We start from the raw sequence: 24,942 nt of genomic DNA, 5'->3' as shown, positions 1-24,942 counted from the left end.
CTCCGGTTGCTTTCAAAAGAAGTGGTCCTGGTGGTGCGGCCAGCCTAAGGCCCGCTCCGGAGGTTCACTCCCCGTTGAGATTGACGCACGGGCTGTACGGGGCAAGGAGTGGATGAGCGGCAACGAGGAGGTGGCGGCGACGTATGTCGAGCATGTCGAGGGCGCGCGTGGCCCGGCGGATCGCGGCCGGGGCGGCGTACGGCGGAGGCGGGGTCGGACTGGTCGGCGCGGCCGCGGTGGGCCTGGTGCTGGCCGAGGTGCGGATGGCCCGGACGGCGGTGGGCAACGGCAACAGCGGCGGCCGGGTCCCGGTGGCGGACGGCCGCTACGGCGACGCGTACGGCACCGGCGAGGCTCCGCTGCGCCTGGTGATGCTCGGTGACTCCACGGCGGCGGGGCAGGGCGTGCACCGGTCGGCGCAGACCCCGGGCGCGCTGCTGGCGTCCGGTCTCGCGGCGGTCGCCGAACGGCCGGTCGAGTTCGTCAACGTGGCCCTGCCCGGCGCCCAGTCCGACGACCTGGACCGCCAGGTGGCCCTCGTGCTGGGCTCGGCCTCGCCGCCGCCCGACGTCTGCGTGATCATGATCGGCGCCAACGACGTCACCCGCCGGATGCCGCCGACCCGCTCGGTGCGCCACCTCTCGGCGGCGGTCCGCCGGCTGCGCACGGCGGGCGCGGAGGTGGTGGTCGGCACCTGTCCCGACCTGGGCACGATCGAGCCGGTACGGCAGCCGCTGCGCTGGCTCGCCCGGCGCGCGTCGCGCCAGCTGGCCGCCGCCCAGACGATCGGCGCGGTCGAGCAGGGCGGCCGGACGGTGTCGCTGGGCGACCTGCTGGGCCCCGAGTTCGCGGCGAACCCCCGTGAGCTGTTCGGACCCGACAACTACCACCCCTCGGCGGAGGGCTACGCCACCGCCGCGATGGCGGTGCTCCCCACCGTCTGCGCGGCCCTCGGCCTGTGGCCGGCGGACGAGGAGCGCCCCGACGTCACCCGCCGCGAGGGCTTCCTGCCGGTGGCCCGTGCGGCGGCGGAGGCCGCGGCCGAGGCCGGCACGGAGGTCACGGCGGCGATGCCGACCGGGCCGCGCGGGCCGTGGGCCCTGCTGAAGCGCCGCCGGCGCCACCAGGTCGAGCCGTCCGCGCCGCCCGCCGACCCGGCTTCCCGGGAGGCGAGGTCGAGGGCGGGGACGTCGGAGTAGAGGACGGCGAGGCGTACGGCGTGTCGTCGGGTGCGGCGACGGGTGCGGCGCCGCCGCGGCCGGACGCGCGGTTCCGCGCGCCTCTTGGCGGCCCGCACCACCAAAGCAAGCGCTTAGAAAGTGCGGTCAGTGTCACATGCCGACACCCGTGACCGATGACGTACGTACGGGTAACTTCCCAAGCACCCCTGCCAACCCATTGGAGCCGTGATGCCCGAAGCCGTCATCGTCTCGACCGCCCGCTCCCCGATCGGCCGTGCCGTCAAGGGCTCCCTGAAGGACCTGCGGCCCGACGACCTCACCGCGACGATCATCCAGGCCGCCCTCGCGAAGGTCCCCGAGCTGGACCCCAAGGACATCGACGACCTGATGCTCGGCTGCGGCCTGCCCGGTGGCGAGCAGGGCTACAACCTCGGCCGGATCGTCGCCGTGCAGATGGGCATGGACCACCTCCCCGGCTGCACGATCACCCGGTACTGCTCCTCGTCCCTCCAGACCAGCCGCATGGCGCTGCACGCCATCAAGGCCGGCGAGGGCGACGTGTTCATCTCGGCCGGTGTCGAGACGGTCTCCCGGTTCGTCAAGGGCAGCTCGGACGGCCTCCCGGACACCACGAACCCGATATTCGCCGAGGCCCAGGCCCGTACCGCCGCCACCGCCCAGTCCACCGGTTCCACCTGGCACGACCCGCGCGAGGACGGCCTGGTCCCCGACCCGTACATCGCGATGGGCCAGACCGCCGAGAACCTGGCCCGGGTCAAGGGCGTCACCCGTCAGGACATGGACGAGTTCGGCGTCCGCTCCCAGAACCTCGCCGAGGAAGCCATCAAGAACGGCTTCTGGGAGCGGGAGATCACGCCGGTCACCCTGCCCGACGGCACGGTGGTCAGCAAGGACGACGGCCCGCGTGCCGGCGTCACCATGGAGGGCGTGGCGGGCCTGAAGCCGGTCTTCCGCCCCGACGGCCTGGTCACGGCCGGGAACTGCTGCCCGCTGAACGACGGCGCGGCCGCGGTGATCATCATGTCCGACACCAAGGCCCGCGAGCTCGGCCTCACCCCGCTCGCCCGGATCGTGTCGACCGGCGTCACCGGCCTCTCCCCCGAGATCATGGGCCTGGGCCCGGTGGAGGCCTCCAGGCAGGCCCTCGGCCGCGCCGGCCTGACCGTCGACGACATCGACCTGTTCGAGATCAACGAGGCGTTCGCCGCCCAGGTGATCCCCTCCTACCGCGACCTGAACATCCCGCTGGAGAAGCTGAACGTGAACGGCGGCGCCATCGCCGTCGGCCACCCCTTCGGCATGACCGGCGCCCGGATCACCGGCACGCTCATCAACTCCCTCCAGTTCCACGACAAGCAGTTCGGTCTGGAGACGATGTGCGTCGGCGGCGGCCAGGGCATGGCGATGGTCATCGAGCGCCTCAGCTGAGTCCCTGAGTAACCGTCACGGGACCTACCGTGACGCCACGGCCCGGTGTTCGAGAAAACCCCGAACACCGGGCCGATTTGTGATCCAATCTCCCCCAGGATGTGACCTATCTCCCTCGGGGGGATATCGCCGCAGGTCAGCGCCATTGTCCAGCTATACACGCGGGTCAAAGCCCTGTCCGTTTCGTGACGTTACGCACTGACAGCTTGATAGTCCACCCTTCAAGCTGATGTAGGAAGTCGGGGGTCGACTTTGAACCGGGAGTACGTCAGTGAGCGCCATGCCGATCGCCTTGCTGCTCACCACGGCCGCCACGGGCGCCGTGGGCGTCGCTGTCCTGCGCACTGTGATGAAGCTGCGCCGTCAGGTCGCCGAGCTGCACACCCAGCTTGCCCAGAACCAGGCCGCCGCGATGCGCGCGCTGCTGCCGGCCGCGCGCAGTCACGCGGACGCCGAGCAGATACGGGCCGCCGTGGCCGAGGCGCTGGCCGAGGAGCGGGAGCGGGAGCTGGCCGAGGCGCGGGCCTTCTGGGCCGCGCAGGAGGCGCGTGACGCCTCCGACACCCCCTCGCTGCTGGGCCTCGCGGACGGCGAGCCGTTCCTGCCCCGGCACAGCGACTTCGCGGGCCTGGAGCCGGTCGCCGAGCAGACCGCGGACGCCGACGACTTCGCCGGGGGCGCCGCCACCGATTCGCCGGAGCTGGCCGCGGCCCGCCGCCGGCACCCGTCGCACCCGGACTTCGTGCCCGTGCAGTCGCCGGTGGTGAACGACCACGAGCGCACGGTCGCGACGCTGGAGCAGCTGGCCGAGTCCCAGGTCGAGCTCTCCGACGTGCGGCCGGGGCCGCTGGGCACGCTGGACGTCTACGTCTTCGCCGACGGCACGACCCTGTGCATGACGCCGGGGCACCGGGAGACGGCGGAGCGGCTGGCGGCGGCGCTGAACGCGGGGGAGACGCCGTACCTGCTGGGCGGGTCCGGGATCTCCGGTGCCTACACGCTGACGTTCGCGTGCGGCGAGGAGAACGTGTACATCCTGGCGGACCGGGTCATAGCGTCGCTCTGAGCGCGGTGCGTGTCCGGGTGCGGGTGCGATGTGGCTGGTCGCGCAGTTCCTCCCCCAGCCCCTGAAGGGGCGCGACCAGCCGTTCTCACACCCCCGCCTTCTTCTGTGCCTCCTCCACCAGGCGGACCGCGTCGCCGACCTGCGCGTCGCTCTCCAGGACCACCGCCAAGTCGTTGCCGGCCACCGTGATTTGGTCGGCGACCGCGAACATCCCCGCGTCCGGCATCTCCCGGGCCTCGCCGCCGGGCTCCTCGACGTCCTGCGCCCAGTTGGCCAGCTGCCTGGCCAGCGACAGCGCCTCCGCGGCGGCTCCCCGCTGCAACCGACTCTGCGGCGCCGCCCTCAACTTGTCGGCGAAATGCTCCACGGCACGGGTAAGAGGCGTCGTATCAACCACGCGGTGAGCGTAACGCCTGGCGTCGGCTGTCCTGTCCCGACTGTTGCCAACACGCCAACACTCAGGCACGGTGACGTGAAGGACCGGCTACAACCCCCTTTGCGCACCGGAGGCGCCGATGTCCCAAGTCTTCTCCGAGGAGACCCATCGCAACATGCTCGCCCGCATCCCCCATTGCACCGGTCGTGAAGTGTCCGACTGGCTGCGCACCGTCGACGAAGGCCCGGCCCTCTTCCGCTTCGAGGAGAAGGTCAGCTGGCTCCGGCACGAACACAACCTCGCGTACGGCCACGCCAAGGCACTGGTCCACGAGTACGACCTGAGGAGGGCCGCGCGCAAACTTCTCTAGGCGCGCACGGACGGCGAAGGGCCCCGGGGGTGCCGGGGCCCTTCTCGGTTCGCGCGCGGCCCGGGGCCGCCGCCGCTAGTCGTTGCTGCTGAAGATCGCCACCAGGCGCAGCATCTCGACGTAGATCCACACCAGCGTCAGCGTCAGGCCGAACGCGGCCAGCCAGGCCTCGTTCTTCGGGGCGCCGTACGCGATGCCGTCCTCGATCTGCTTGAAGTCGAGGGTCAGGAAGAACGCGCCGAGCAGGATCGCGATGATGCCGACGATCGCGCCGAGCGGACCGAAGCTGCGCAGCCCGCCGTCACCGGCGACGCCGAACGCGACCAGCAGCAGGTTGACCGCCATCACCAGCACGAAGGCGATCGCGATGGCCATGCCGATGCGGGCGTAGCGGGCGGTGACGCGGATCCAGCCGGCCTTGTAGACCAGCAGGGTCGCGCCCGTGACCGCCATGGTGCCGAGCACCGCCTGGAACGGGGCGCCGCTCCACCGGCTGTTGTACATCTCGCTGATCACGCCGAGGAAGACGCCCTCGAAGGCGGCGTACCCGAGGATCAGCGCGGGCACCGGGGTGCGCTTGAAGCTCTGGATCAGGGCCAGGACCATCGCCACGATCGCCGAGCCGAAGGCCAGGCCGTAGCTGGTGGTGGAGACCGGCAGCAGCGCCCAGGCGAGGGCGGCGCCGACGGCGACCGTGCCCAGCGTCATCGCCGAGCGCAGGACCACGTCGTCCATGGTCATCCGGCCGGTGGCGGCCGGGGCCTGCGGCGGGGCGCCCTGCTGGACGTCCTGCTGGGCGTAGGGGTTGTTCGCGTACGGGTTCTGCGCGTACGGGTTGCCCTGTGCGTACCCGGCCTGCGGCGCGGCGTTGAAGCCCGCGTAGCCGTTGTCGCGGCTGAACCCCCGTCGCGAGAAGACCGGGTTGCTGCTCCTCATTTCACTCCTCCATGGCCGCCTCGCGCGGCCTTGGCATCAAGAGTAATGGATTGGCAAAGGAATGACCCTCGTACCTGGGGAGGATCTTTCCCTCGTCCTGCTGCGCAACACGCTACGCGGACCCCTCATTCCCGGCCATGGAGGGCTTCATTCCATGACGGAGTCGCGACACGCCCGGAACCCGCCGGAGATGCCTCAGGCGTCCAGCGGGAAGCCCGTGTAGGCCTCCGCCAGGTCGGTCTCGGCGCCCCGGTGGGAGGCGATCCGGCCGAGCCTGGCCAGCTGGAGCCGGGCGTCGAAGGGGGTGTCGGCGGGTCCGCGGTGCAGCAGGGTCGTCAGGTCGTACGAGAACCGCTCGGCCTGCCAGACCCGGCGCAGGCAGGTCTCCGAGTAGGTCTCCAGGAGCTCGGACGAGCCGGTGTCGCGCTCGTGGACGAGGGCACGGGCGAGGGTGACGACGTCGCCGACGGCGAGATTCAGCCCCTTGGCCCCGGTCGGCGGCACGATGTGGGCGGCGTCCCCGGCGAGGAGGACCCGGCCGTGCCGCATGGGCTCGTGGACGTACGACCGCATGGGCGTCACCGACTTCTGGGTGACCGGGCCGCGTTCCAGGCGCCAGTCGTCGCCGGTCTCCAGGCGCCGCTCCAGCTCGTCCCAGACCGCCTGGTCGGTCCAGTCGCCGGCGTCCGTGCCGGCCGGGACCTGGAGGTAGAGGCGGGAGACGGACGGGGAGCGCATGGACAGCAGGGCGAAACCGCGGTCGTGGCGGGCGTACACCAGTTCGTCGTGGGAGGGCGCGACGTCGGCGAGTATGCCCAGCCAGGCGTAGGGATAGGTGCGCTCGTAGACCCGGGAGGAGGACGCGGGGAAGACACCGCGGGTCACCCCGCGGAAGCCGTCGCAGCCGACGACGTACGCGCACTCCAGCACGTCCTGCCGCCCCGCGTGGCGGAACCGCACCCGCGGCCGCTCGCTCTGCGCGTCCTCCACCGCCAGCGCCTCCGCCTCGAAGAGCAGCGGACCGCCCTCCTCCAGCTGGAGGGCGATGAGGTCCTTGCAGACCTCGGTCTGGGCGTAGACGGTCACGGACCGGCCGCCGGTGAGCGCGGGGAAGTCCACGCGGTGACGGCGTCCGGCGAACCGCAGCTCGATGCCGTCGTGGCGCAGGCCCTCGCGGTCCATCCGGGCCCCGGCGCCGGCCGCGCGCAGCACGTCCACCGTGCCCTGCTCCAGGATCCCGGCGCGCTGGCGGTGTTCCACGTAGGCGCGGTCGCGGCTCTCCAGGACGACCGAGTCGATGCCGGCGTTGTGCAGCAGCCGGGCGAGCAGGAGCCCGGCGGGTCCGGCTCCGATGATGCCGACGGTGGTGCGCATCAGGTCGATCCTTCCGTGGACGGGGCGCCGACGCCCTCGCGGAGACCCCGGAGTTCGCCTGGTGAAATTTCCTTCACACCGGTCCCCGAAGTCTCCGTCCGCACCCGCCCCCTGTCAATGGACACGCACCGGCCGCCCGGCCCACCACAGGCGGTGGCGGGCCGGGCGGCCGGTGCGGTCGGCGGCGGCGCGGGATCAGCGGCGCGGCCAGCCGTCCAGGTGGCGGTGGAGGGTGACGTCGGAGTGCGGGTCGCCCTTCGGCGCGTTGGCGACCGCGTCGTGCAGGACGGCGGTGACCTCGGCGGCCAGGCCGTCGGCCTTCGTGCGCAGCTCGTCGGCGGGCAGCGTGGAGCGGCTCAGCGCGTCCAGCCGGTGGTGGATGTCCGCGAGCTTGCCCCGCGCGGTGGCGTCGAGGAGCAGCGGGTTCGGGGTGGAGACCACGAACTGGTAGGCACCGGCCAGGGTCTGGCAGCCCGTGCACTCCTTGTTCGCGGCGTCGCTGAGGTTCACCGCGTTCAGCCGCGTGTGCTCCCCGGCGACCGTGACGATCTGGAAGGACAGCGCGACCGAACGGCAGTGGTCGTCCGCCGAGCAGCCCGCCGAGACGGCGTTGGCCTGGTTGCGGACGGTGGCGGCGTTGACCTTGCCGAACTGCCGGACGGTGAACGAGTCCCGGATCTGGGTGTGGTGACCGCGGTCGGCGTGGCTGAAGACGTGGTCGGAGGCGAACGCGGCGTGCGGCATCGCGGTGGCCGCCTGCGCGGGCACGGCGGTGGCGGCGCCCGCGACCCCGGCGGCGAACAGGCCGATCCGGACGGCCCGCCGGGTGAGCGGACCTGGGGTGGTGCGTGGTTTTCGGTGACTGCTCATGGATGCTCCAGTGCTCCTGTGCTTCTGCGGTGAATGGTTCGGTGGCCGGACGCCGGCCCGGAGCCGCTCGTCAGGACGCGGCCGGTGCCGGATCGGGCGTGTCGCTGGCCGGCGGCGGGGTCGGAGTGGGCGTCGGGGACTCCGGGACGCTCTCCGAGGGCGTGGGCGACGGCTCGGGCTGCGGCGCACCGGTCCCGTCGGACGGCGAGGGCACCGGATCGGCGGCCGTTCCCCCGCTGGACGGCACCGGTGACCTGGAGGCGTTCGGGCCGGTCGCGCCGGGCGCCGAGGCGGACGGCGACGCCGAGGCGGACGCCTCGCGCGAGGACTCCGCGGGTGAGGGCCCCTCGCTCGCCCCGGCCGGAAGGCCCGGCACGCCGGAGGCCGGGGCCGACGGATCGCCGGGGCCCGTGGACCGGTCCGGGGTGTCGGCCTGCCGGGCCGGCGGTGCCTCGGTCGGCACCCCCGGCTGCAGGATCGGCGCGATCGGCGGCTGCTTGGGCAGCGGCTTCGGCGTCACCCCGGACACCCAGGCGTAGCTGAGCCCGGTGAGCCCGGCGAGCACGAGGGCGCAGACCACCAGTCGCAGCGCGGGCCGGCCCTCGGTGGTGCGCTTCGCGGCCCGGACGAGCCGCCCGCCGATCTTCACGGACAGGTAGACGACACCGGCCATCGGGCAGAGCAGCATCACGCTGCCGATCGTCCCGACCAGCCCCTCGACGATCTTCCCGTCCACGAACGCCGAGCCGGTCCCGACCAGTTGCTCGGTCAGGGAGCGGACCATGGTGGTGAGGATCCGCGGCAGGTTCCACAGCGCGTACCCGAGTTCACCGATGATCAGCGGGACCATCGTCAGCACCCAGGTGGCGACGATGGTGCGCGCCGACTTCTTCAGTCCGGCAACCTCCTCGCGGGCCTTGTCCCCCCGCGGCCCCGGCACCAGTGCCAGCAGGATCGGCTTGATCTTGCCGTACAGGTCCGGGACCCCGGCCAGGTCGCCGAGGATGTAGTAGCCGTCCAGCCGTACGGCCGGCATCAGCTGTTCCAGGATCTCGAAGTGCCCCAGGTAGACCGTGGCCAGGAAGAACTGCGCCCCGGTGGCGAAGTAGGCACCGGCCATGGCCAGCATGAAGACGATGTTGAAGTAGACGCCGCCGAGGTCGGTGCGCAGCCGCCCGGCCCGGCCGATCCGGTAGACGTCGGTGACGTCGGTGTACATCGAGGGCCAGATGAGGAAGAGCCCGCACCCGATGCAACCGGGGCGGGCTCCGCCGTATCTGCACGCGGAGGCGTGGCCGAACTCGTGGAAGACGAGGGAGGCCACGGTGAGCACGAACACGACGAGGATCAGGACGGGCTGGTCGAGCACCTGGAGGACGGGTTCTATCGCCCCGAAGAAGCCGAACAGCCAGACGTCCATCGCGACGACCGCGGCCAGCACCAGGGCCACCACCACCGGTCGGTGCAGCCAGGACAGCGAACGGGCGATCTTCGCCGTACGCCGCTCGTCGAAGATGACCCGGTGGCCCTTGAGGGCGAGCAGCAGGTCGGAGCGCGGGGCGTCGACCTCGTCGTCCTCCTGGCCCTCGGGGACCGTCACGCCGAGCGGTTCGAGCTTCTTCTCGACGAGGAAGCGGATGTTCTCCCCGCTGACCTCGCGGCCGAAGCGTGCGCTGACCCGGTGGGCGATGGCCTCCACGTCGCGCACGCCGTCGACCGACGACGCCACCAGATACAGCAGCCTCGACAGCTGCACGACCTGCCCGTCCCCCCGACGGGCGATGTACTTGGGCTCGGTGAATCCCGATCCCTGGTACTCGCCGTGCAGCCGCAGTCCCGCGCTCAGCCGCGGGACGGTCGGCGGTGGCTCGGCCACCGGCAGGTTGCCCGTCGCGACCTGCTCGTAGGTGACCGGCCAGCCGCCGGGTCCGGGCACCGGGCCCGTGTCGTGCAGTGCGGCGGTCCCGTCTCCGAGCACCGTCATGTGTGGTCTCCCCCCGGATCCCGCATGCAGTTCCCCCCTGGGCGCCCGCTGGGCGCCGGCCGCGAGCGCCACCGCCGGGGCGACGGCGGTGGCGCTCCCGGGGACTACTGGGTGACGCTGATCGACTGCGCGGCGGACGAGCTGGCGGACGACCACGCGGAGTGGTCGTTCAGCGCGGCGGACTGGTTGGACGCCTCGATGTTGGCGACGTGCTTGGTGACGTTGACCGTCTTGCCGAAGCTGAACTTGAGCTTGCCGAGGGCCTCGCGGCCCGGCAGCAGCTCGGCGGACTCGTTCTCCAGCTCGTTCATGTCCATGCTCATGACGGATGTCCTTTCGTTTGCTGCGCGATGAGGGTGAGGTCGACGCCGGCGCCGTGCGCCGGCACGGCGTTACTGGTGAACGCTGATGGTCTGGGCGGCGCCGGAGTCGGCCACCGACCACGACGAGTGGTCGTTCAGGGCGGCCGACTCGTTGGCGGCGCTGATGTTGGCGACGTGCTTGGTCACGTTGACCGTCTTGGTGATGCCGAACTTCAGCTTGCCCAGGGCCTCACGGCCCGGCAGCAGCTCAGCGGACTCGGCCTCGAGCTCATGGGCGTCCATCATGATCGCTTCCCCCTCAGGGATAGACATTTCCGATCGGACCGAGTCAGGTTCCCCCCGGACTCTGTCCAATCTGGTCGGACGAGCTGTCCAACGAGATTGGACACTAGGCCCTCGGGAACCCGCCGCGCAACCCCTTCCGGAAATCACCCGCTCGGCCGATCGGCTACCCGCCCGTAGAATCGGCCGCGACATGGCGGGACTCCGCAGGCGGCGAGCAGGAAGTGACGGTCAGTGGCCAACGCACTGCAGCAGTTGATCCGTGAGCACCTCGACCGCAAGGGCTGGTCCTACGGTGACGTGGCGCGGCGCGGCGGTATCCCCCGCTCCACCGTGCACCACCTGGCCACCACCGAGCGGGTGGTCCGCATGCCCCAGACGACGACCCTGGAGGGTCTGGCCAAGGGGCTGGAGCTGCCGCTGGAGAGCGTGCGGAGGGCCGCCGCCGAGGCGTGCGGCATCCACGTGTACGACACCTCGCCGGACGCGGAGCCGCAGGGCGCCGCCGACCCCGAGGTCGCGCTGCTCATCGCGAGCGTCCAGAAGCTGTCGGCGGACGACCGCCGGCACGTGACGGCCCTGGTCGAGTCCCTGCTGGACCGTTCCTCCGGATCCGCCAAGAAGAAGTGACCGCCCGCGGACCGCCGCTCGAACGGTATCGGACGTTCTTTCGCCAAGTCGGAAAAAGAATCCGACTCCGCACGAAACCGTGAAGATCCAGGACTAGTCTCTCGTCCTGCCCGGGACGCGAGAGCCGCACGACCACGGGCTCTCAGGGGGACATGTGTTGTTCGTGCACGGCGGACCGGCGACGGCTGTGGTCCGAGGACCCGACGGCGAGTCCGTCGTCCTGCTCTCCGGCGAGCTGCCCGAGGTGCTGACCGACGCGTCGGTCAGCGAACTGCTCGACCTGGCCGCCGCCATCCTGGACACCGCCGAACTGGCCCTCTTCGAGGAGTGCCTCGACGCGCTGCGCCGCAACGGCATGAGAGCGGGCCGCCGCATCGAGGTCGACGGCGCGGTCCTGACCGTCTACGAGGGATGAGCCGGCCGCCCGCGAAGGTTTACGGAAAGTCCCGGTAACGCCTTTCGGATTTCCCGTCACACCGATTCCGCACACGGATTCGAGATAATCACCCCGCGGTCGCGGCATGCCCGTTATAGGGTTCTGACGCCGTATCACGACAGGGGGAAGTCCGTGACATCGAACAGCTCCGATCCGCATTCCGCGCACCAGGAGACAACCGGACGGATATCACGGCGCACGTTACTGAGAGGCGGAGGCGTCGCGGGACTCGGGGTACTCGTACCCGTGGCCGGGAACGCGGACTCCGCCGCCGGTGCGCCCGCCGCGCACATCACCGCCCGGGAGGGCGCCAACCTCGCCGTCTCCCTCGCGCCCGACGGGCGCACCCTCGCCTTCGACGCGCTCAACGCGATCTGGCTGCTGCCCGTCGCCGGCGGCACCGCCCGCCGCCTCACCGAGGACGGACTGGACGCCACCCAGCCGCACTGGGCGCCCGACGGCCAGAGCCTGGTGTTCCAGTCGTTCCGCGAAGGGGCCTACGACCTGTGGCGGATCGGCGCCGACGGGTCCGGGCCGCACCGGCTGACCGACGGACCCGGGTACGACCAGGAGCCGAAGTTCTCGCCGGACGGACGGTTCGTGGCGTTCGCCTCCGACCGCGGCAACGCGGGACGCGTGTGGCTGCTGGACACCCGGACCGGCGCCCTGCGCGCACTGACGCAGGGCGACCGCAACGTCGCCATGCCCACCTGGTCGCCCGACGGACGACAGGTCGCCTACACCGCCGACGGCACCGCCGTCGAAGCCGTGGACATCCACACCGGGACGGTCCGCACCCTGGTGACCGGACCTGCGGACGCGACCCTGTACGCGCCGTCGTTCAGCCCCGACGGCCGGCACGTGGCCCACGTGCGGGTGACCGGGCCCCGCGCCTGGCTGGTGCTGGACGACCGGGTGCTGACCGACGAGGAGGACGTCTTCCCGCTGGCACCCTGCTGGCTCGGCGCCGGCGAACTCCTCTACACCGCCGACGGGCACATCCGCCGCCGCACCCTGGACGGCATGCGGACCGACATCCCGTTCGCCGCCGAGGTGAGCCTCGCCCGGCCCGCCCCGTACCGGCGCCGCGGCCCGGACCTCACCTCCACCCGCCCGCAGGACGTCCTCGGCATCGCCGACCCGGTGCTCTCGCCCGACGGGCGGAGCGTCGCCTTCCGCGCGCTCAACGCCCTGTGGGTGCTGCGCGACGGCGAACGGCCGCGGCGGATCGCGGGCGACGGCTACTGGAACGCCTCCCCCGACTGGTCCCCCGACGGCCGTTCCCTGGTCTACGCGAGCGACCGCGCGGGCACCGCCAACCTGTGGCGCCACGACCTCGCCACCGGTGCCCGCGAGCGGCTCACCGACCTGCCGAACGCCCAGCTCGCGCCGCGCTGGTCGCCCGACGGGACCCGGATCGCCTACCAGGACGAAGCCGGTGCCACCTGGGTGCTGACCGTCGCCGACGGCTCGGTGACCAAGGTCGTGCAGGAGCTGTACCAGCCCGGTCCTCCGGCCTGGTCGCCCGACGGCCGGCTGATCGCGCTGGCCGCGGTCGCGCCGTACTCCCGCCGCAGCAGCAACGGCCACAACCAGATCCTCACCGTCGACCTGGACAGCCGCGAGGTGCGCTACCAGGCCCCGGCGCCGGGGCGTTCGCTGTCCACCCGCAGCGGTGACGGCCCGCTGTGGACGCCGGACGGCCGCCATCTGATCGTGGGCATGGAGAGCCTGGCCTGGCGGATCCCGGTGGACGCCGACGGCCGGATCACCGGCGAGCCCGAGGGGCTGACCGGGGAGACCGCCGACTCCCTGTCGGTCGACGCCCGCGGCACCACCCTGCTGTACCTGTCCGACGGGCGGCTGCGCGCCCACGGCCTGGACGGCTCCGGCACCCGCACCGTCCCCACCCGGCTGACCTGGACCCGCCGTCCCGCACCCGCGGGGCGGACCGTCGTACGGGCCGGGGCGCTGTGGGACGGCACCGGCGACCGGCTCCGACACGACGTGGACATCGTCGTCGAGGACGGCCGGATCACCGAGGTGGCGCGGCGCGGCGGCGTCCGCGGCGGCCGGACGGTGGACGCGTCCGCGCTGACCGTGCTGCCCGGCCTGATCGACACCCACAACCACTGGCACTGGCACGGCCCGCAGTGGGGCGACCGGCAGGGCCGGACCTGGCTGGCGTACGGCGTGACCACCAGCCGGACGCCGGGTGACCCCGCCTACCAGATGGTGGAGAACCGGGAGGCGCTGGCGGCGGGCGCCCGGGTGGGGCCGCGGTACTTCGGTTCCGGGGAGGGGTTCGAGGGGACCCGCGGCCAGCACCGGGTGATGCGTCCGGTCTTCTCGCGCGCCCAGCTCGACCGCGACCTGCGGCGCGCCCTCGCCCTCCGCTACGACCTGCTCAAGTCCTACATCCGGCTGCCGCTGGACCTGGAACGCGAGGTGGTGGAGCGCGGCCACGCGGCCGGCGTGCCGGTCACCTCGCACTACCTCTACCCGGCGGCCCGCACGGGTCTGGACGGGATGGAGCACACCGGCGGCGGCAACCGGCTCGGCTACTCGCGCACCCTGAGCTTCGCGGCCGGCCGGACCTTCCAGGACTCCGTGGACCTGCTCGCCGCGAGCGGCATGTGGATCTCCACGACCACGCTGTTCGCGACGGAACTGTTCGCCGACGACCGGTCGCTGGTCGAGGACGAACGCACCCGGATCCTGTTCCCGGACTGGGAGTACGAGCGGCTGCGGCAGAAGGCGGACGCCGCCGGCTCGGGGCCCGACGCCGAACTCGACCACGCCTGGACGACGGGCGACTGCGACATGCTGCTGCGGGTGCACCGGGCCGGCGGCCTGGTCGTCGCGGGCACCGACGCGGCGCTGGACGACATCGGCATCAGCATCCACCAGAACCTCCGGGCCCTGGTCAAGTACGGGTTCGCGCCCTGGGAGGCGCTCACCACCGCGACCGGCAACGCCGCCCGCTGCCTCGGCCTGGCCGGCGAGCTGGGCGCCGTCGCCCCCGGCCACCTCGCCGACCTGGTGTTCGTCGCGGGCGACCCGCTGCGCGACATCGGCGCGGCCGCGGCCGTACGGCAGGTGATGTCGGGCGGCAGGCTGCACACCGTGCCGGAGCTGCTGGAACCTTTCCGCAGGCCCGCGGGGGCCGCGGAGCGCGTCGCGCACCCGCACCGGGTGCGGACCGCGGCGGCCACCGCCGGACGCGACGCGGACCACTACTGGCACGAGGCCGACCCGCGCCACCAGGGGTGCTGCCGCCAGCGCTGAGCCGGGGCACGGCGAAGGGCCGGGCGGGAGGAATCCCGCCCGGCTCCGCACGTCATTCCGCCGTCAGTTGACCTGACGTTCCCGGTCCGCCCAGAAACGCTCGCGCAATTCCCTGCGGAGAATCTTTCCACTGGGATTCCGCGGAATCCGTTCGACGAATTCGTACCCGCTCGGGGATTTGAAGTCGGCGATACGGTCCTGAAGGAAGAGTTTCAGTTCCCGCGGTTTCGCCGCCGTCCCGGGACGCAGCACGACGAAAGCGCGCACGGCCTCGCCCCAGCGTTCGTCCGGTACGCCGATCACCGCCGCCTCGGCCACCGCGGGATGGCCGCACAGCGCGTTCTCCACCTCGGCCGGATAGACGTTCTCGCCGGCCACGATGACGGTGTCCTTGATGCGGTCGCAGATGTGGACGTAGCCGTCCTCGTCGAGGTAGCCGGCGTCACCGGTGCGCAGCCAGCCGTCGACGAGGGTCTCGGCGGTCGCCTCCTTCAGGCCCCAGTACTCCAGCATCACCGCGGGCGTGCGCAGCCGGATCTCCCCGATCTCGCCGGCCGCCAGCACGGCGCCGTCCTCGCCGGTCACCGCCACCTCGGTCCCGGGGTAGGGGCGGCCCGCCGCGCGCAGCCGGGGGCTGCCCGGCACGTGGTCCCCGGGCGGCAGGCACAGCGCGGTGTTGCCGCTCTCGGTGAGCCCGTACAGCTGCGCCAGATCGCAGCGCAGGGTCTCGATGCACCGCAGCAGCAGCGCCTCGGAGATCGGGGAGCCGCCGTAGGTGACCTTGCGCAGGGAGACGAAGTCCTGCGGGCCGACGCCGGGTTCGGCCAGCATCATCTGCAGCATCGCGGGCACGGCCAGGGTCGTGGTGACGCCGAGTTCCCGGACCAGCCGTACGGCGTCGTGGGCCGAGAACATCCGCATGGCCACGCTCGTCACGCCGGCGTTGAAGCCCTGCATGGCCCACCAGATGCCGGCGACGTGGAAGCCGGGGATGCTGATGAGGCTGACGTCCTCGGACTGCCAGTCGATCCAGTCGAGGCCGTGCTCGGCCAGCAGGCCGGCGACGGCGAAGAAGCTCCGGTGGGCGAGGACGACACCCTTCGGCAGGCCCGTCGTGCCGCTGGTGTAGAGCTGGACCACCGGGTCGTCGGAGCGTGCCTCGATCGCGAGGTCGTCCTGCGCGAACCCGGCACGCCACTCCTCGAAGCCGCTGCCGCCGCCCTGGCATCCGTCCACGCCCACCACCGCGGGCCGGGACGGCAGCCGGGCCCGGGACCGCTCGGCCACGTCCATGTACTCCCGTTCCGCGAAGACCAGTTCGGCCTGCGAGTCGGCCAGGATGTGGTCCACCTCGGCCGCGGTGAGACGCCAGTTGACCGGCACCAGGACGGCGCCCGTCTTGGCGCAGGCGAAGAAGATCTCGTAGTAGTGCTCGGACTCCTTGCCGAGGTAGGCGACGCGCGCGCCCCGGCCGATCCCGGCGGCGGCCAGCGCGCGGGCCGATCGGTTGCTGTCGCGGTGCAGCCGCTCGTAGGTGACCTCGCGGCCCTCGCACACCAGTGCCACCTGCTCGGGCCGCCGCTCCGCGTGGAAGGCCACGGTGTCCACGGCGGTCCGGAGATTCGGATAGTGCATGGGGCGTCCAATCCGTAGACGGTCAGGTCCAGTCGTGGTGGCCGGGCCAGAAGCGCCGGCCGGTCAGCGCCGGCCCCGGCAGCCGCAGCAGCGGCGGGCGCGGGGCGCCGGCGGGCCACAGGGCGGCGAGGTCGGGCGGGTCCCCGGCGAGGTGGCGCCGTGCGAGCCGGGACAGCAGCAGGGTGCGCTCCGGGGCGTCCTCGGGCGCCTCGACGGCGGGCCGGGCGCCGTCCGCGGCCCGGGACAGCTCCCGCAGCAGACCGCCCCGGTCGTGCACCACCGCCGCGTACCGCACCGCCAGGTGGTCCCGTCCCTCGGCGAGCGTGCGGCTGACCGCGGCCGGGCTCCAGTCCGTGGTCTCGCTCAGGTGCCGCAGCAGCCGCCGGGCCGTGCCGGCGAGGGCCGGTTCGCTGTGCCCGGACAGCGGCAGCAGCCACGGCCCGGGGAGTTCCGGGTCGCCGGCCGCGCTGCCGGGAGCGCTCTCCAGGACGACGTGCGCGTTGGTCCCGCAGAAACCGAAGCCGCTCACCCCGGCGCGCCGGACGTCCGTCGCGGGCCAGGGCAGCGGGGCGGCGGCCAGCCGCAGCCCGGTGCGCCGCCACGGGATGTCCGGGTCCAGGTCGTCCGCGCCGGGCTGCGGCGGCAGTTCGGCGTGGGCGAGGGCGAGCGCCGTCTTCATGAGTGCCGGGCCGCCGGAGGCGGTTTCCAGGTAGCCGATGTTCGCCTTGACCGACCCGATGTGCAGCGGCGGCGCGTCCGGGGAGAACCGCCCGTAGGCCTCGGCGATCGACTCGGCCTCGATCTGGCCGCCCAGCCGGGACCCGTTGGCCTGGGCCTCGACGTACTGCACGTCGGCGGCCGTCACCCCGGCGTCGCGCAGCGCCCGCTCGATCACCGCCTTCTGGCCGCGGGCCGAGGCGACGGACATGCTCGGCCGGTCGCCCTGCGCGTGCACCGCGCTGCCCCGGACCAGCGCGTACGACGGACGGCCCGCGGCCACGGCGTCGGCGTACCGCTCCAGGACGACGACGCCGCATCCCTCGCCACGCACGTGCCCGTCGGCCCGGCGGGTGAAGGGCCGGCTGCGGCCGGTCGGCGACAGCATCCCGGCCCGGTCCAGGATGCCCGTGCTGAACGGCGACAGCAGCAGGTTGGCGATGCCCACCAGCGCGATGTCGCACTCCCGCCGCCGCAGGGACTGCACGGCCAGGTGCACCGCGGTCAGCATCGACGAGGAGGCGGTGTCCACGGTGATCGCGGGGCCGGCCACCCCGAGCGCCAGGGCGATCCGGCCCGAGAAGGCGCTCGGGGAACTGCCGGTGCTCATGTGCGGGGAGAGCGCGCCGTCCGGAAGCCCGCCGCGCAGCCAGGCGTACGGGTACTCCACCGGCCCGGCGCCCGCGAAGACGCCGACGCTCGATCGGCGCAGCCGCTCCCGGGACAGGCCCGCGTCCGCGAGGGCCTGCACGGTGACCTCCAGCAGCAGCCGCTGCTGCGGGTCCATGTGCAGCGCCTCCTGCTCCGGGATGCCGAAGTAGGCGGCGTCGAACAGGTCCACGCCGCTCAGGTAGGCGCCCTGGCGCAGCCGGCCGGCCAGCGGCGCCAGGTCGGCCGCGCCGAGGTTCCAGCGCGGCCGGCCGAGGCTGTCGGCCGGCACGCCGGCGGTCTCGGTCGCGAGCACCCGCCCGGTGCGCACCGCGGCCCCCAGGGACCGGGCGTCGTCCAGGCCGCCGGGCAGCCGGCAGCCCATGCCGACGACGGCGACGCCCTGGGTCCGCTCCTGGCGCTGCCGGGCGAGCAGCACCATGAGCTGCTTCTTGGACAGCGTTTCCAGATGGTCGATGTAGCTCGTCACGTTCCCTCGCACCGTCCTACAGCAGGCTCTCGCGCAGCGCCGCCAGTTCCTCGTCGGCCTCCGCCTCGGACAGGTCCTCCACGTCACCGGCGCGGCCCGGCTCCGGTGCGTCCGCCGGTTCCGGTCCGTCCGGGACGAGCGCGCCGTCGACGAAGGCGGCCAGGGGCCGTACGGCCGGGTGGTCGAAGAGGGTGGAGGCGGGCAGCGGGATGCCGAACACCGCCTCCAGGGCGTTCTTCAGCTCGACCGAGGCCAGGGAGTCCAGGCCGAGCGCGACGAACGGGGTGTCGGGGTCGACGTCCTGCGCGGAGTCGTACCGCAGCACCTCGGCGACCTTGCCGCGCAGCAGTTCCCGCAGCGCCGCCTCGCGCTCCGGTTTCGGCCGGGACAGGATCGCGTCCAGGTCGGCCTCGGGCGCGCTCCTGCCTCCGTCGCCCGACAGCAGGTCCTTGAACAGCGCGTTGGCGAACGGCTGGGCGGCGGCGTACGCGTCCCAGTCGAAGACGCCGACGACTGTCTGGGCGTGCGGCCGGGACAGCGCCGTGAACAGGGCGCGCAGCGCGGCACCGGGCGGCACGAACCGCAGTCCCCGGTCCTCGATCCCCTTGATCTGCTGGGCGGTGAGCGAGGCGGCCATGCCGATCTCCGCCCACGGACCCCAGTTGACGCTCAGGCCCGGCAGTCCGGCGGCGGCCCGCCGCTGCATGAGGACGTCCATGTAGGCGTTGCCTGCGGCGTAGTTGGCCTGTCCGGCGGCGCCGAGGACCGCGGCGATCGAGGAGTAGCCGACGAAGAAGCGCACCGAGGGCAGGGCGGCGGCGGCCCGGTGCAGCAGCCAGGTGCCGTACACCTTGGCCCGCAGGACGCTCTCCATGCTGTCCCAGGTCTGGCCCGTCAGCGGTGCGTCGGCGAGGACGCCGGCCGCGTGCACGACGCCGCCCAGCGGGGCGGCCCCGCCGGTGAGGGCGCCGATGATCCGCTCGACGTCGGCCGGCTCGGCGATGTCGCCGTGGTGGACGCTGACCTCGACGTCGTCGCCGAGTTCGGCGGAGAGGTCCATGAGTTCGGGGAGCGTCAGCTGCCTGCGGCTGACCAGCGCCAGGCGGCGGGCGCCGAGCTGCACCAGCTTGCGGGCGGTGGCCAGGCCGAGCGCGCCGAGGCCGCCGGTGACGAGGTAGGTCTCCTCGGCGCTGATGCGGACCGGTTCGGCGGGCCGCTCGTGCTCGTCGCGGAAGGCGATCACGATCTTGCCGACGTTGGCTCCGCGGCTGAGCGCGCCGAACGCCTCCTCGACCTCGTCGAGCGCGTACCCGGCGGTCGGCAGGGCGCCGAGCCGGCCGGCGTCGACGTGGTCGGCCACCGTGCGCAGGATGTCGTGGTTGAGCCGGTCGAGTTCGTCCGGCGGCAGTTCGCTGAGGTCGAAGGTGTGATGGCCGACGTCGGGGCGTTCGGCGTGCATCCGCTCGGCGGACCAGATGCCGATCTTGCCGAGTTCGACGAACCTGCCGCCGTGCGCGAGGGTGCGCAGACCGGCCGGGATGTAGTCCTTGTTGAGGCTGTTGAGGACGATGTCGACGCCCTCGCCGCCGGTGGCCTCGAGGATCTCGTCGGCGAAGTCGAGGGTGCGCGAGTTCATGACGTGCCGTACGCCCTGGGAGCGCAGCAGCGGCCACTTGCGGGGGCTGGCGGTGGCGTACACCTCGGCGCCGGCGAGCCGGGCGAGCTGTACGGCTGCCTGGCCGACACCGCCCGCGGCGGCGTGGATCAGCACCCGGTCCCCGGCCTTGATCTTCGCGAGGTGGTGCAGGGCGTGGTAGGCGGTGACGTACGCGGCGGGCAGCCCGGCCGCCTCGGTGAAGGTGAGGCTCGCGGGTTTGCGCACCACGACGGTGGACGGCACCGTGACCCTGCGCCGCATGCAGCCGATCCGGCTGAGCACCACCTCGTCGCCTGGCCGGAACCCGGCGTCGGGGCCGGCCGCGACGACCGTGCCGGCGGCCTCGAAGCCGAGCGGCAGCGGCTCGTGGGGCAGTCCGTTGTCCAGGGCGTACTGGCGGAGCATCCCGAGGGCGTTGAGGACGTCCTTGAAGTTCAGGCCCGCCGCGTGGACCTCGACGGTGACCTCGTTCCCGGCCGGTTCGCGGTCCTCGGCCGGCACCGGGCGGACCGCGGAGAACTGGCCGTACTCGGTGACGGCCAGTTCGAAGTTGCCGTCCGGTCCGGCGGCGGGTGCGGCGGGCAGCAGGCGCTTGACGTGGCGGATGCCGTCCCGGTAGGCGATCTGGAAGTCGCCGCCCGCGCCGTCGCCTGCCAGCACCTCGTCGGCCAGCGGCCGCGGGTCCGGGCCCGCCAGGTCGAGCAGGGTGGTGCGCAGTGCCGGGTACTCGTTGAGGAGTACCGCGCCGAAGCCCCACAGCGACGCGGCGGCCAGCGGGTCCTGCCCGGTGGTGTCGGCGGGGTCGCCCGGCAGCCACTGCGCGCGTTCGGTGACCAGCAGCACGCGCAGGTCGCGGCCGGAGCCGAGACGTCCGGCGGCGCCGGTCAGGGTGAGCAGGTCGCGGTAGTTGCGCTCGGTCTCCGCGCGCAGCCGTTCGTCACCGGACGGGCCCGGCTCCGGGCTCCAGAACCAGCACAGGTCGGTGACCGCGGGGTGCTCGTCGAGCATCCGGACCGCGGTGGCCGAGTCCGGGGCGTGCAGCAGGGGCACGCCGGCCTCGGCGAGCAGCTGTGCCGCCCCGGCGAGCACGGCCGGGTCGGCGTGGACGGCCAGCACCTGGCGGCCGGACGCGGTGGCGGCGGCCGGGGGCAGTGAGCGCTTGAGCCAGCGGGGCCGTAGGAGCATCCGGTCGGCGGGGTCGGCGGGCGCGCCCGCGACCCGCTTCAGCCGTACCCCTTCGACGGCGAAGACCGGCCGGGTGCCTTCCAGGGCCGCGATGTCGGCGGTGAGTTCGCCCGCCGTCTCGTCCAGGGTCACCTGGATGAGGACCCGCAGGTCCGCCTTGGGCCGCTTGAGGAGTTCGATGCGGTCGAAGCCGACGGGCAGGTAGGTGCCGTCGAGGTCGACGGCCGCGCCGAGGGTCTGCATCGCGCAGTCGAGCAGCGAGGCGCGCAGCTGCTCGGGGGCCGGGGTGTCCAGTCCGCGCAGCTCGCCGACCGCGAAGCCGTCCGGGTAGCGGTCGACGCCCGTGACGCGCCGGAACTCGGGCCCGTAGGGCAGGCCGAGGGTCGCGTAGTGCTCGTACAGGTCCTCGCCGTGGTGCCGTACCTCGCGGGTGCAGGGCCGGTCGGCGGTGGCGCGCAGCCGCCGGATCACGGTGTCGGTGCCGGCGCCGGGGCGGCCGTCGGGCGCGGGGTCCAGGGTCGCGGTGGCGTGGACTCGTTCGATGACGCCGTCCCGGCCGTCCACGCGGCTGACGATCTCCACGGCGGCCGGGCCGCCGTCGGGGTCCTGGCCGGGTTCGGTGCGCAGCCGGGTGCGGACCTCGACCGGCTCGCCCTCCTTGAGGAACAGCGGCTCCAGGATGCGGACGTCCCGGACGGGCCGGGCGGTCTCGCCGTGGACCGCGTCCTGCAGGGCGAGGACGATCTCGACGTAGCCCGCTCCCGGGAAGACCACCTGGTCCATGACGACGTGGTCGGCCAGGTACGCCGGGGTGCCCGGGTCCAGTCGCGTGGCGAACTCCCGCTGCCCGGCGGCGCGCTGCTCGGCGGTGGACACCTCACGGCCCAGCAGCGGGTGGTGCGCGGGTCCGGTGCCCCGGCCGGCGAGGGCGGCGCGGGGGCGTGTTCCCGGGAGGCGGTAGCGCTTCCTGGCGAACGCGTAGCCCGGCAGCGGGACCAGGCGGCCGCGGCGCTCGTGGTGGTAGGCGGTCCAGGAGACGTCCAGGCCCGCCTCGTAGGCCCGCGCGAGGGCGGTGCGGATCGTGTCGGCGCCGGTGTCGGAGCGGGAGGCGCTGGTCAGCCACAGGTGCGGGGCCGCGTCGCCGTTCTGCCGGCCCATGCCGACGAGCGCGGAGGAGGGCCCGACCTCGACGAAGACGTGCCGTCCGCGGGCCTGCACGCAGGCCATTCCGGCGGCGAAGTCGACGGGTTCGGCGATGTGCCGTACCCAGTAGTCCGGTGTGCCGACCTGGTCGAGGACGGCGACCTGTCCGGTGAGGTTGGACACGAAGCTCAGCCGGGGCTCGTGGAAGGCGATGCCGGCGATCGCCTCCCGGAAGGCGTCGGCGACCTCGGCCATGAGCGGGGAGTGGAAGGCGTGCGAGACCGGCAGGGCCTTGGTGCGCACGCCCCGCTCCGCCAGCTTCCCGGCGATCTCGGCCAGCGAGTCCCGGCCGCCCGAGACGACGCACTGCTTCGGGGAGTTGACCGCGCCGAAGCTGACGTCGGCGTACCCCTCCAGCAATGGCGCGACCTCGGCGGCCGGGGCGAGGACGGCGGTCATGCCGCCCGGGGCCCGGACGGACTGCATCAGCTCCGCGCGTACGGCGACCAGCCGGACCGCGTCCTCCAGCGTGAACAGGCCCGCGAGCGCGGCCGCGGTGATCTCGCCGACGCTGTGGCCGAGGAGGACCGAGGGCTGGACGCCCCAGGACATCCAGAGCCTGGCGGTCGCGTACTCCAGGCTGAACAGGGCGGGCTGGGTGTAGAGGGTCTGGTCGATCGCCTCCGCGCTGTCCGGTGCCGTACCGAACATGATGTCCTTGACGGAGCGGCCGAGCCGGTCGGCGAAAAGGCGGTCGCAGGCGTCGAGGTGGCCGGCGAAGACCGGGTGGCGTTCGTACAGGGCGCGGCCCATGCCGACGTACTGCGAGCCCTGGCCGGTGAAGAGGAACGCCACCTGCGCGTCGCGGAATCCGCTGTCCGCGGCGGCCCCGGTGGCCGGGTCCTCGTGCTCCAGGTGGCGGGCGAGCAGGCCGTCCAGGTCGGCACGGGAGGAGACCGGGGCCGCGAGGCGGGCGCCGAGGTGGGTGCGGCCGACGTTGGCGCTGTAGCAGAGGTCCGGCACGGCGAGGTCCGGGTGGGCGGCGAGGAACGCGCGGTGGCTCTCGGCCTGGGCCCGCAGCGCCGGGCGGTCCTTGGCGGAGAGGGTGAAGATCTCGCGGCCGTCGGCGGGTGCGGCGGGCCGTTCGGGCAGGACCGGCGCCTCTTCGAGGACGACCGAGGCGATGGTGCCCGCGAAGCCGAAGGAGTTGACCAGGGCGCGCCGGGGGCCGTCGGCCGTCCAGGGGCGCGGTCCGCCGGTCGGCACGGTCACCCGGTAGCGGTCCCAGGGGATGTGCCGGGAGGGCGTCTCGAAGTTGATGTGCGGGTAGATCGCCCCTTCCCGCAACTGGCACACCACCTTGGCGACGCCGCCGACGCCGGCCGCGGCCTCCATGTGGCCGATGTTCGTCTTCACCGAGCCGACGACGAGCGGCGCGTCCTGGGCGCGGGAATCGGCGAACACGCTGTTGATCGAGCCCAGTTCGATGGGGTCGCCGAGGGAGGTGCCGGTGCCGTGGGCCTCGACGTACTGGATGTCGCCCGGTCCGAGCGAGGCGCTCGCCAGCGCCGCCTTCATCAGCGCGATCTGCGCGGTGCCGTTCGGGACGGTCAGGCCCCCGCTCTCGCCGTCCTGCCGTACCGCGGAGCCCCGGACCAGTGCCAGGACGGTGTCGCCGTCGCGGCGGGCGTCCGTGAGGCGTTTGAGGACGAGCATGCCGGAGCCCTCGCTGCGGGCGTAGCCGTCGGCGGAGTCGTCGAAGGTCTTGCACCTGCCGTCCGGGGAGAGCATGCCCGCGCGCGAGTAGACGACGTGGTTGCGCGGATGGTGGTTGACGTTGACCCCGCCCGCGAGCGCGACGTCGCATTCGCGGCGGCGCAGCCCCTGCACCGCCAGGTGCAGGGCCACCAGCGACGACGAGCAGGCCGTGTCGACGCTCATGCAGGGCCCGCGCCAGCCCAGGAAGTAGGACAGGCGTCCGGCGGCGGCGCTGTGCGCCGTGCCGGCGGCGACGTGCGGGTCGAGGTCGGCGAGATCCAGCGCCTCCATCTCGATCGCGAAGTCCATCTGGCCGACGCCGAGGTACACCCCGCCGTTCCCGCCGCGCAGGGTGTCGGGGTCGATGTGCGCGGATTCCAGCGCACGCCAGGCCGACTCGAGCGCCCAGCGGTGCTGCGGGTCGATGAACTCGGCTTCCTTGGGCGAAATGTTGAAGAATTTCGGGTCGAATTCGTCGAATCCGGAGACGAATCCGCCGCCGGCCGCGAGAGGGCGTTTTCCGGCCGATTCCTCGGCGTCCTGGAGTGCGGCCAGATCCCACCGGTCGGGCGGTACGGGTCCGGTTCCCGCGCGTCCGTCGCGGAGGAACTCGGAGAACTGCTCGATGGTGTCGTTGTCACCCGGCAGACGCAGACCCATGCCGACGACGGCTATGGGTTCGTACTTCTCCAGGAGCAGTTCTCTGACCAAGGCGTCAGTGCGGGTGTCGGTCACTGGTACAGCTCCTTGAGCATGTCGTCTACCAGGTCCTTCGTGGACGGCCCCGCCTGTTCGGCGGCTTGTGGTGCGGCCGTGCCCGCGGCGGCCGGGGCGAACAGTTCCGGGACGACCTCGGCGACCAGGAAGTCGACCAGGTGTCCCACCGTCGGATGGTTGAAGAGATGGGCGGAATCGATCGGGCGGCCGATTCCCTTTTCCAGCCGCTGCCGGATGTCGGTGGCGCCCAGCGAGTTCAGACCGAGTTCGAAATAACTCCGGTCGTAGGGCAGCACATCCGTGTCGTCCATCATGAGTTCACGCTTGAACTCCGGCGCGACGAGCGATTCGAGCAGCGCCCTGCGCTCGGACGGCGGGATTTCTCTCAATTCCTGCAGCCATGGTCCGGACGATGTCATGCTGCTCC

General features: G+C 72.8%; 18 protein-coding genes. 7 read left to right on the top strand and 11 right to left on the bottom strand.

Features of this window, described 5'->3' with window-relative positions; all coding sequences use genetic code 11:
* Positions 1–143: 143 nt before the first annotated feature.
* The 3 genes from ACIQOE_RS29180 (at position 144) to ACIQOE_RS29170 (ending at position 3,696) form a co-directional block, all read left to right on the top strand.
* Entirely contained in the window at positions 144–1,199 is a 1,056-nt protein-coding gene (locus ACIQOE_RS29180; protein WP_365562936.1) for an SGNH/GDSL hydrolase family protein, read from the top strand.
* A 210-nt stretch (positions 1,200–1,409) separates the two neighbouring features.
* Entirely contained in the window at positions 1,410–2,630 is a 1,221-nt protein-coding gene (locus ACIQOE_RS29175; RefSeq protein WP_365576149.1) for an acetyl-CoA C-acetyltransferase, read from the top strand.
* A gap of 271 nt (positions 2,631–2,901) precedes the next feature.
* Complete coding sequence (locus ACIQOE_RS29170) at positions 2,902–3,696, top strand: hypothetical protein (RefSeq protein ID WP_351320863.1); 795 nt, start codon at positions 2,902–2,904, stop codon at positions 3,694–3,696.
* A gap of 85 nt (positions 3,697–3,781) precedes the next feature.
* Here ACIQOE_RS29170 and ACIQOE_RS29165 read toward each other — a convergent pair whose 3' ends face one another.
* Complete coding sequence (locus ACIQOE_RS29165) at positions 3,782–4,093, bottom strand: hypothetical protein (RefSeq protein WP_351320865.1); 312 nt, start codon at positions 4,091–4,093, stop codon at positions 3,782–3,784.
* Between the two features lie 118 nt (positions 4,094–4,211).
* On the opposite strand from ACIQOE_RS29165, the gene ACIQOE_RS29160 reads away from it, so the two are divergent.
* A complete protein-coding gene (locus ACIQOE_RS29160) occupies positions 4,212–4,442 on the top strand; it encodes a DUF4287 domain-containing protein (protein ID WP_351320867.1) in 231 nt (76 codons plus the stop codon).
* A gap of 75 nt (positions 4,443–4,517) precedes the next feature.
* On the opposite strand, the gene ACIQOE_RS29155 is transcribed toward ACIQOE_RS29160, so the two are convergent.
* The 6 genes from ACIQOE_RS29155 to ACIQOE_RS29130 form a co-directional block, all read right to left on the bottom strand.
* A complete protein-coding gene (locus ACIQOE_RS29155; RefSeq protein ID WP_351320869.1) occupies positions 4,518–5,378 on the bottom strand; it encodes a Bax inhibitor-1/YccA family protein in 861 nt (286 codons plus the stop codon).
* A 195-nt stretch (positions 5,379–5,573) separates the two neighbouring features.
* Positions 5,574–6,752 (bottom strand): 4-hydroxybenzoate 3-monooxygenase, encoded by a 1,179-nt coding sequence (locus ACIQOE_RS29150; RefSeq protein ID WP_401414679.1) that lies wholly within the window; start codon positions 6,750–6,752, stop codon positions 5,574–5,576.
* 195 nt (positions 6,753–6,947) lie between these two features.
* Positions 6,948–7,622, bottom strand: a complete 675-nt coding sequence (locus ACIQOE_RS29145) for a hypothetical protein (RefSeq protein ID WP_362644466.1) — start codon at positions 7,620–7,622, stop codon at positions 6,948–6,950.
* Positions 7,623–7,692: 70 nt separating this feature from the next.
* A complete protein-coding gene (locus ACIQOE_RS29140) occupies positions 7,693–9,606 on the bottom strand; it encodes a hypothetical protein (protein WP_351320875.1) in 1,914 nt (637 codons plus the stop codon).
* A 104-nt stretch (positions 9,607–9,710) separates the two neighbouring features.
* Complete coding sequence (locus ACIQOE_RS29135) at positions 9,711–9,929, bottom strand: hypothetical protein (RefSeq protein ID WP_351320877.1); 219 nt, start codon at positions 9,927–9,929, stop codon at positions 9,711–9,713.
* A gap of 69 nt (positions 9,930–9,998) precedes the next feature.
* Complete coding sequence (locus tag ACIQOE_RS29130) at positions 9,999–10,214, bottom strand: hypothetical protein (protein ID WP_351320879.1); 216 nt, start codon at positions 10,212–10,214, stop codon at positions 9,999–10,001.
* Positions 10,215–10,445: 231 nt separating this feature from the next.
* Here ACIQOE_RS29130 and ACIQOE_RS29125 point away from each other — a divergent pair, with 231 nt between their 5' ends.
* The 3 genes from ACIQOE_RS29125 to ACIQOE_RS29115 all read left to right on the top strand — a co-directional run bounded on the left by ACIQOE_RS29125 (position 10,446) and on the right by ACIQOE_RS29115 (position 14,565).
* Entirely contained in the window at positions 10,446–10,841 is a 396-nt protein-coding gene (locus ACIQOE_RS29125) for a helix-turn-helix transcriptional regulator (protein ID WP_401414676.1), read from the top strand.
* A 154-nt stretch (positions 10,842–10,995) separates the two neighbouring features.
* The gene (locus tag ACIQOE_RS29120) at positions 10,996–11,256 is read left to right on the top strand and encodes a hypothetical protein (RefSeq protein WP_401414674.1); all 261 of its coding nucleotides are present in this window, start codon (positions 10,996–10,998) and stop codon (positions 11,254–11,256) included.
* Positions 11,257–11,523: 267 nt separating this feature from the next.
* Positions 11,524–14,565 (top strand): amidohydrolase family protein, encoded by a 3,042-nt coding sequence (locus tag ACIQOE_RS29115; protein ID WP_401414672.1) that lies wholly within the window; start codon positions 11,524–11,526, stop codon positions 14,563–14,565.
* A 63-nt stretch (positions 14,566–14,628) separates the two neighbouring features.
* Here ACIQOE_RS29115 and ACIQOE_RS29110 read toward each other — a convergent pair whose 3' ends face one another.
* Genes ACIQOE_RS29110 through ACIQOE_RS29095 form a run of 4 tightly spaced genes read right to left on the bottom strand, consistent with a single transcriptional unit; the run spans position 14,629 to position 24,934 of the window.
* Positions 14,629–16,200 (bottom strand): fatty acid--CoA ligase, encoded by a 1,572-nt coding sequence (locus tag ACIQOE_RS29110; RefSeq protein WP_401414670.1) that lies wholly within the window; start codon positions 16,198–16,200, stop codon positions 14,629–14,631.
* Between the two features lie 22 nt (positions 16,201–16,222).
* Complete coding sequence (locus ACIQOE_RS29105; RefSeq protein ID WP_401414668.1) at positions 16,223–18,055, bottom strand: beta-ketoacyl synthase N-terminal-like domain-containing protein; 1,833 nt, start codon at positions 18,053–18,055, stop codon at positions 16,223–16,225.
* Between the two features lie 16 nt (positions 18,056–18,071).
* The gene (locus ACIQOE_RS29100; RefSeq protein ID WP_401414666.1) at positions 18,072–24,533 is read right to left on the bottom strand and encodes an SDR family NAD(P)-dependent oxidoreductase; all 6,462 of its coding nucleotides are present in this window, start codon (positions 24,531–24,533) and stop codon (positions 18,072–18,074) included.
* Positions 24,530–24,934: an acyl carrier protein gene (locus ACIQOE_RS29095; RefSeq protein WP_401414664.1), complete on the bottom strand. Its 405-nt coding sequence runs from the start codon at positions 24,932–24,934 to the stop codon at positions 24,530–24,532. The genes ACIQOE_RS29100 and ACIQOE_RS29095 overlap by 4 nt, the downstream gene beginning before the upstream one ends.
* Between the last annotated feature and the right edge of the window lie 8 nt (positions 24,935–24,942).

The organism is Streptomyces sp. NPDC091282 (assembly GCF_044757385.1).
GTDB classification, from domain to species: domain Bacteria; phylum Actinomycetota; class Actinomycetes; order Streptomycetales; family Streptomycetaceae; genus Streptomyces; species Streptomyces gramineus.
This window is presented reverse-complemented; position numbering and strand designations above follow the sequence as displayed.

Excerpts from the sequence above, each read along its gene's own strand:
- ACIQOE_RS29175 (WP_365576149.1), top strand. The coding sequence starts at position 1,410 with ATGCCCGAAGCCGTCATCGTCTCGACCGCCCGCTCCCCGATCGGCCGT.
- ACIQOE_RS29155 (WP_351320869.1), bottom strand. The coding sequence starts at position 5,378 with ATGAGGAGCAGCAACCCGGTCTTCTCGCGACGGGGGTTCAGCCGCGAC.
- ACIQOE_RS29145 (WP_362644466.1), bottom strand. The coding sequence starts at position 7,622 with ATGAGCAGTCACCGAAAACCACGCACCACCCCAGGTCCGCTCACCCGG.
- ACIQOE_RS29150 (WP_401414679.1), bottom strand. The coding sequence starts at position 6,752 with ATGCGCACCACCGTCGGCATCATCGGAGCCGGACCCGCCGGGCTCCTG.
- ACIQOE_RS29130 (WP_351320879.1), bottom strand. The coding sequence starts at position 10,214 with ATGATGGACGCCCATGAGCTCGAGGCCGAGTCCGCTGAGCTGCTGCCG.
- ACIQOE_RS29095 (WP_401414664.1), bottom strand. The coding sequence starts at position 24,934 with ATGACATCGTCCGGACCATGGCTGCAGGAATTGAGAGAAATCCCGCCG.
- ACIQOE_RS29160 (WP_351320867.1), top strand. The coding sequence starts at position 4,212 with ATGTCCCAAGTCTTCTCCGAGGAGACCCATCGCAACATGCTCGCCCGC.
- ACIQOE_RS29140 (WP_351320875.1), bottom strand. The coding sequence starts at position 9,606 with ATGACGGTGCTCGGAGACGGGACCGCCGCACTGCACGACACGGGCCCG.
- ACIQOE_RS29135 (WP_351320877.1), bottom strand. The coding sequence starts at position 9,929 with ATGAGCATGGACATGAACGAGCTGGAGAACGAGTCCGCCGAGCTGCTG.
- ACIQOE_RS29110 (WP_401414670.1), bottom strand. The coding sequence starts at position 16,200 with ATGCACTATCCGAATCTCCGGACCGCCGTGGACACCGTGGCCTTCCAC.
- ACIQOE_RS29180 (WP_365562936.1), top strand. The coding sequence starts at position 144 with ATGTCGAGCATGTCGAGGGCGCGCGTGGCCCGGCGGATCGCGGCCGGG.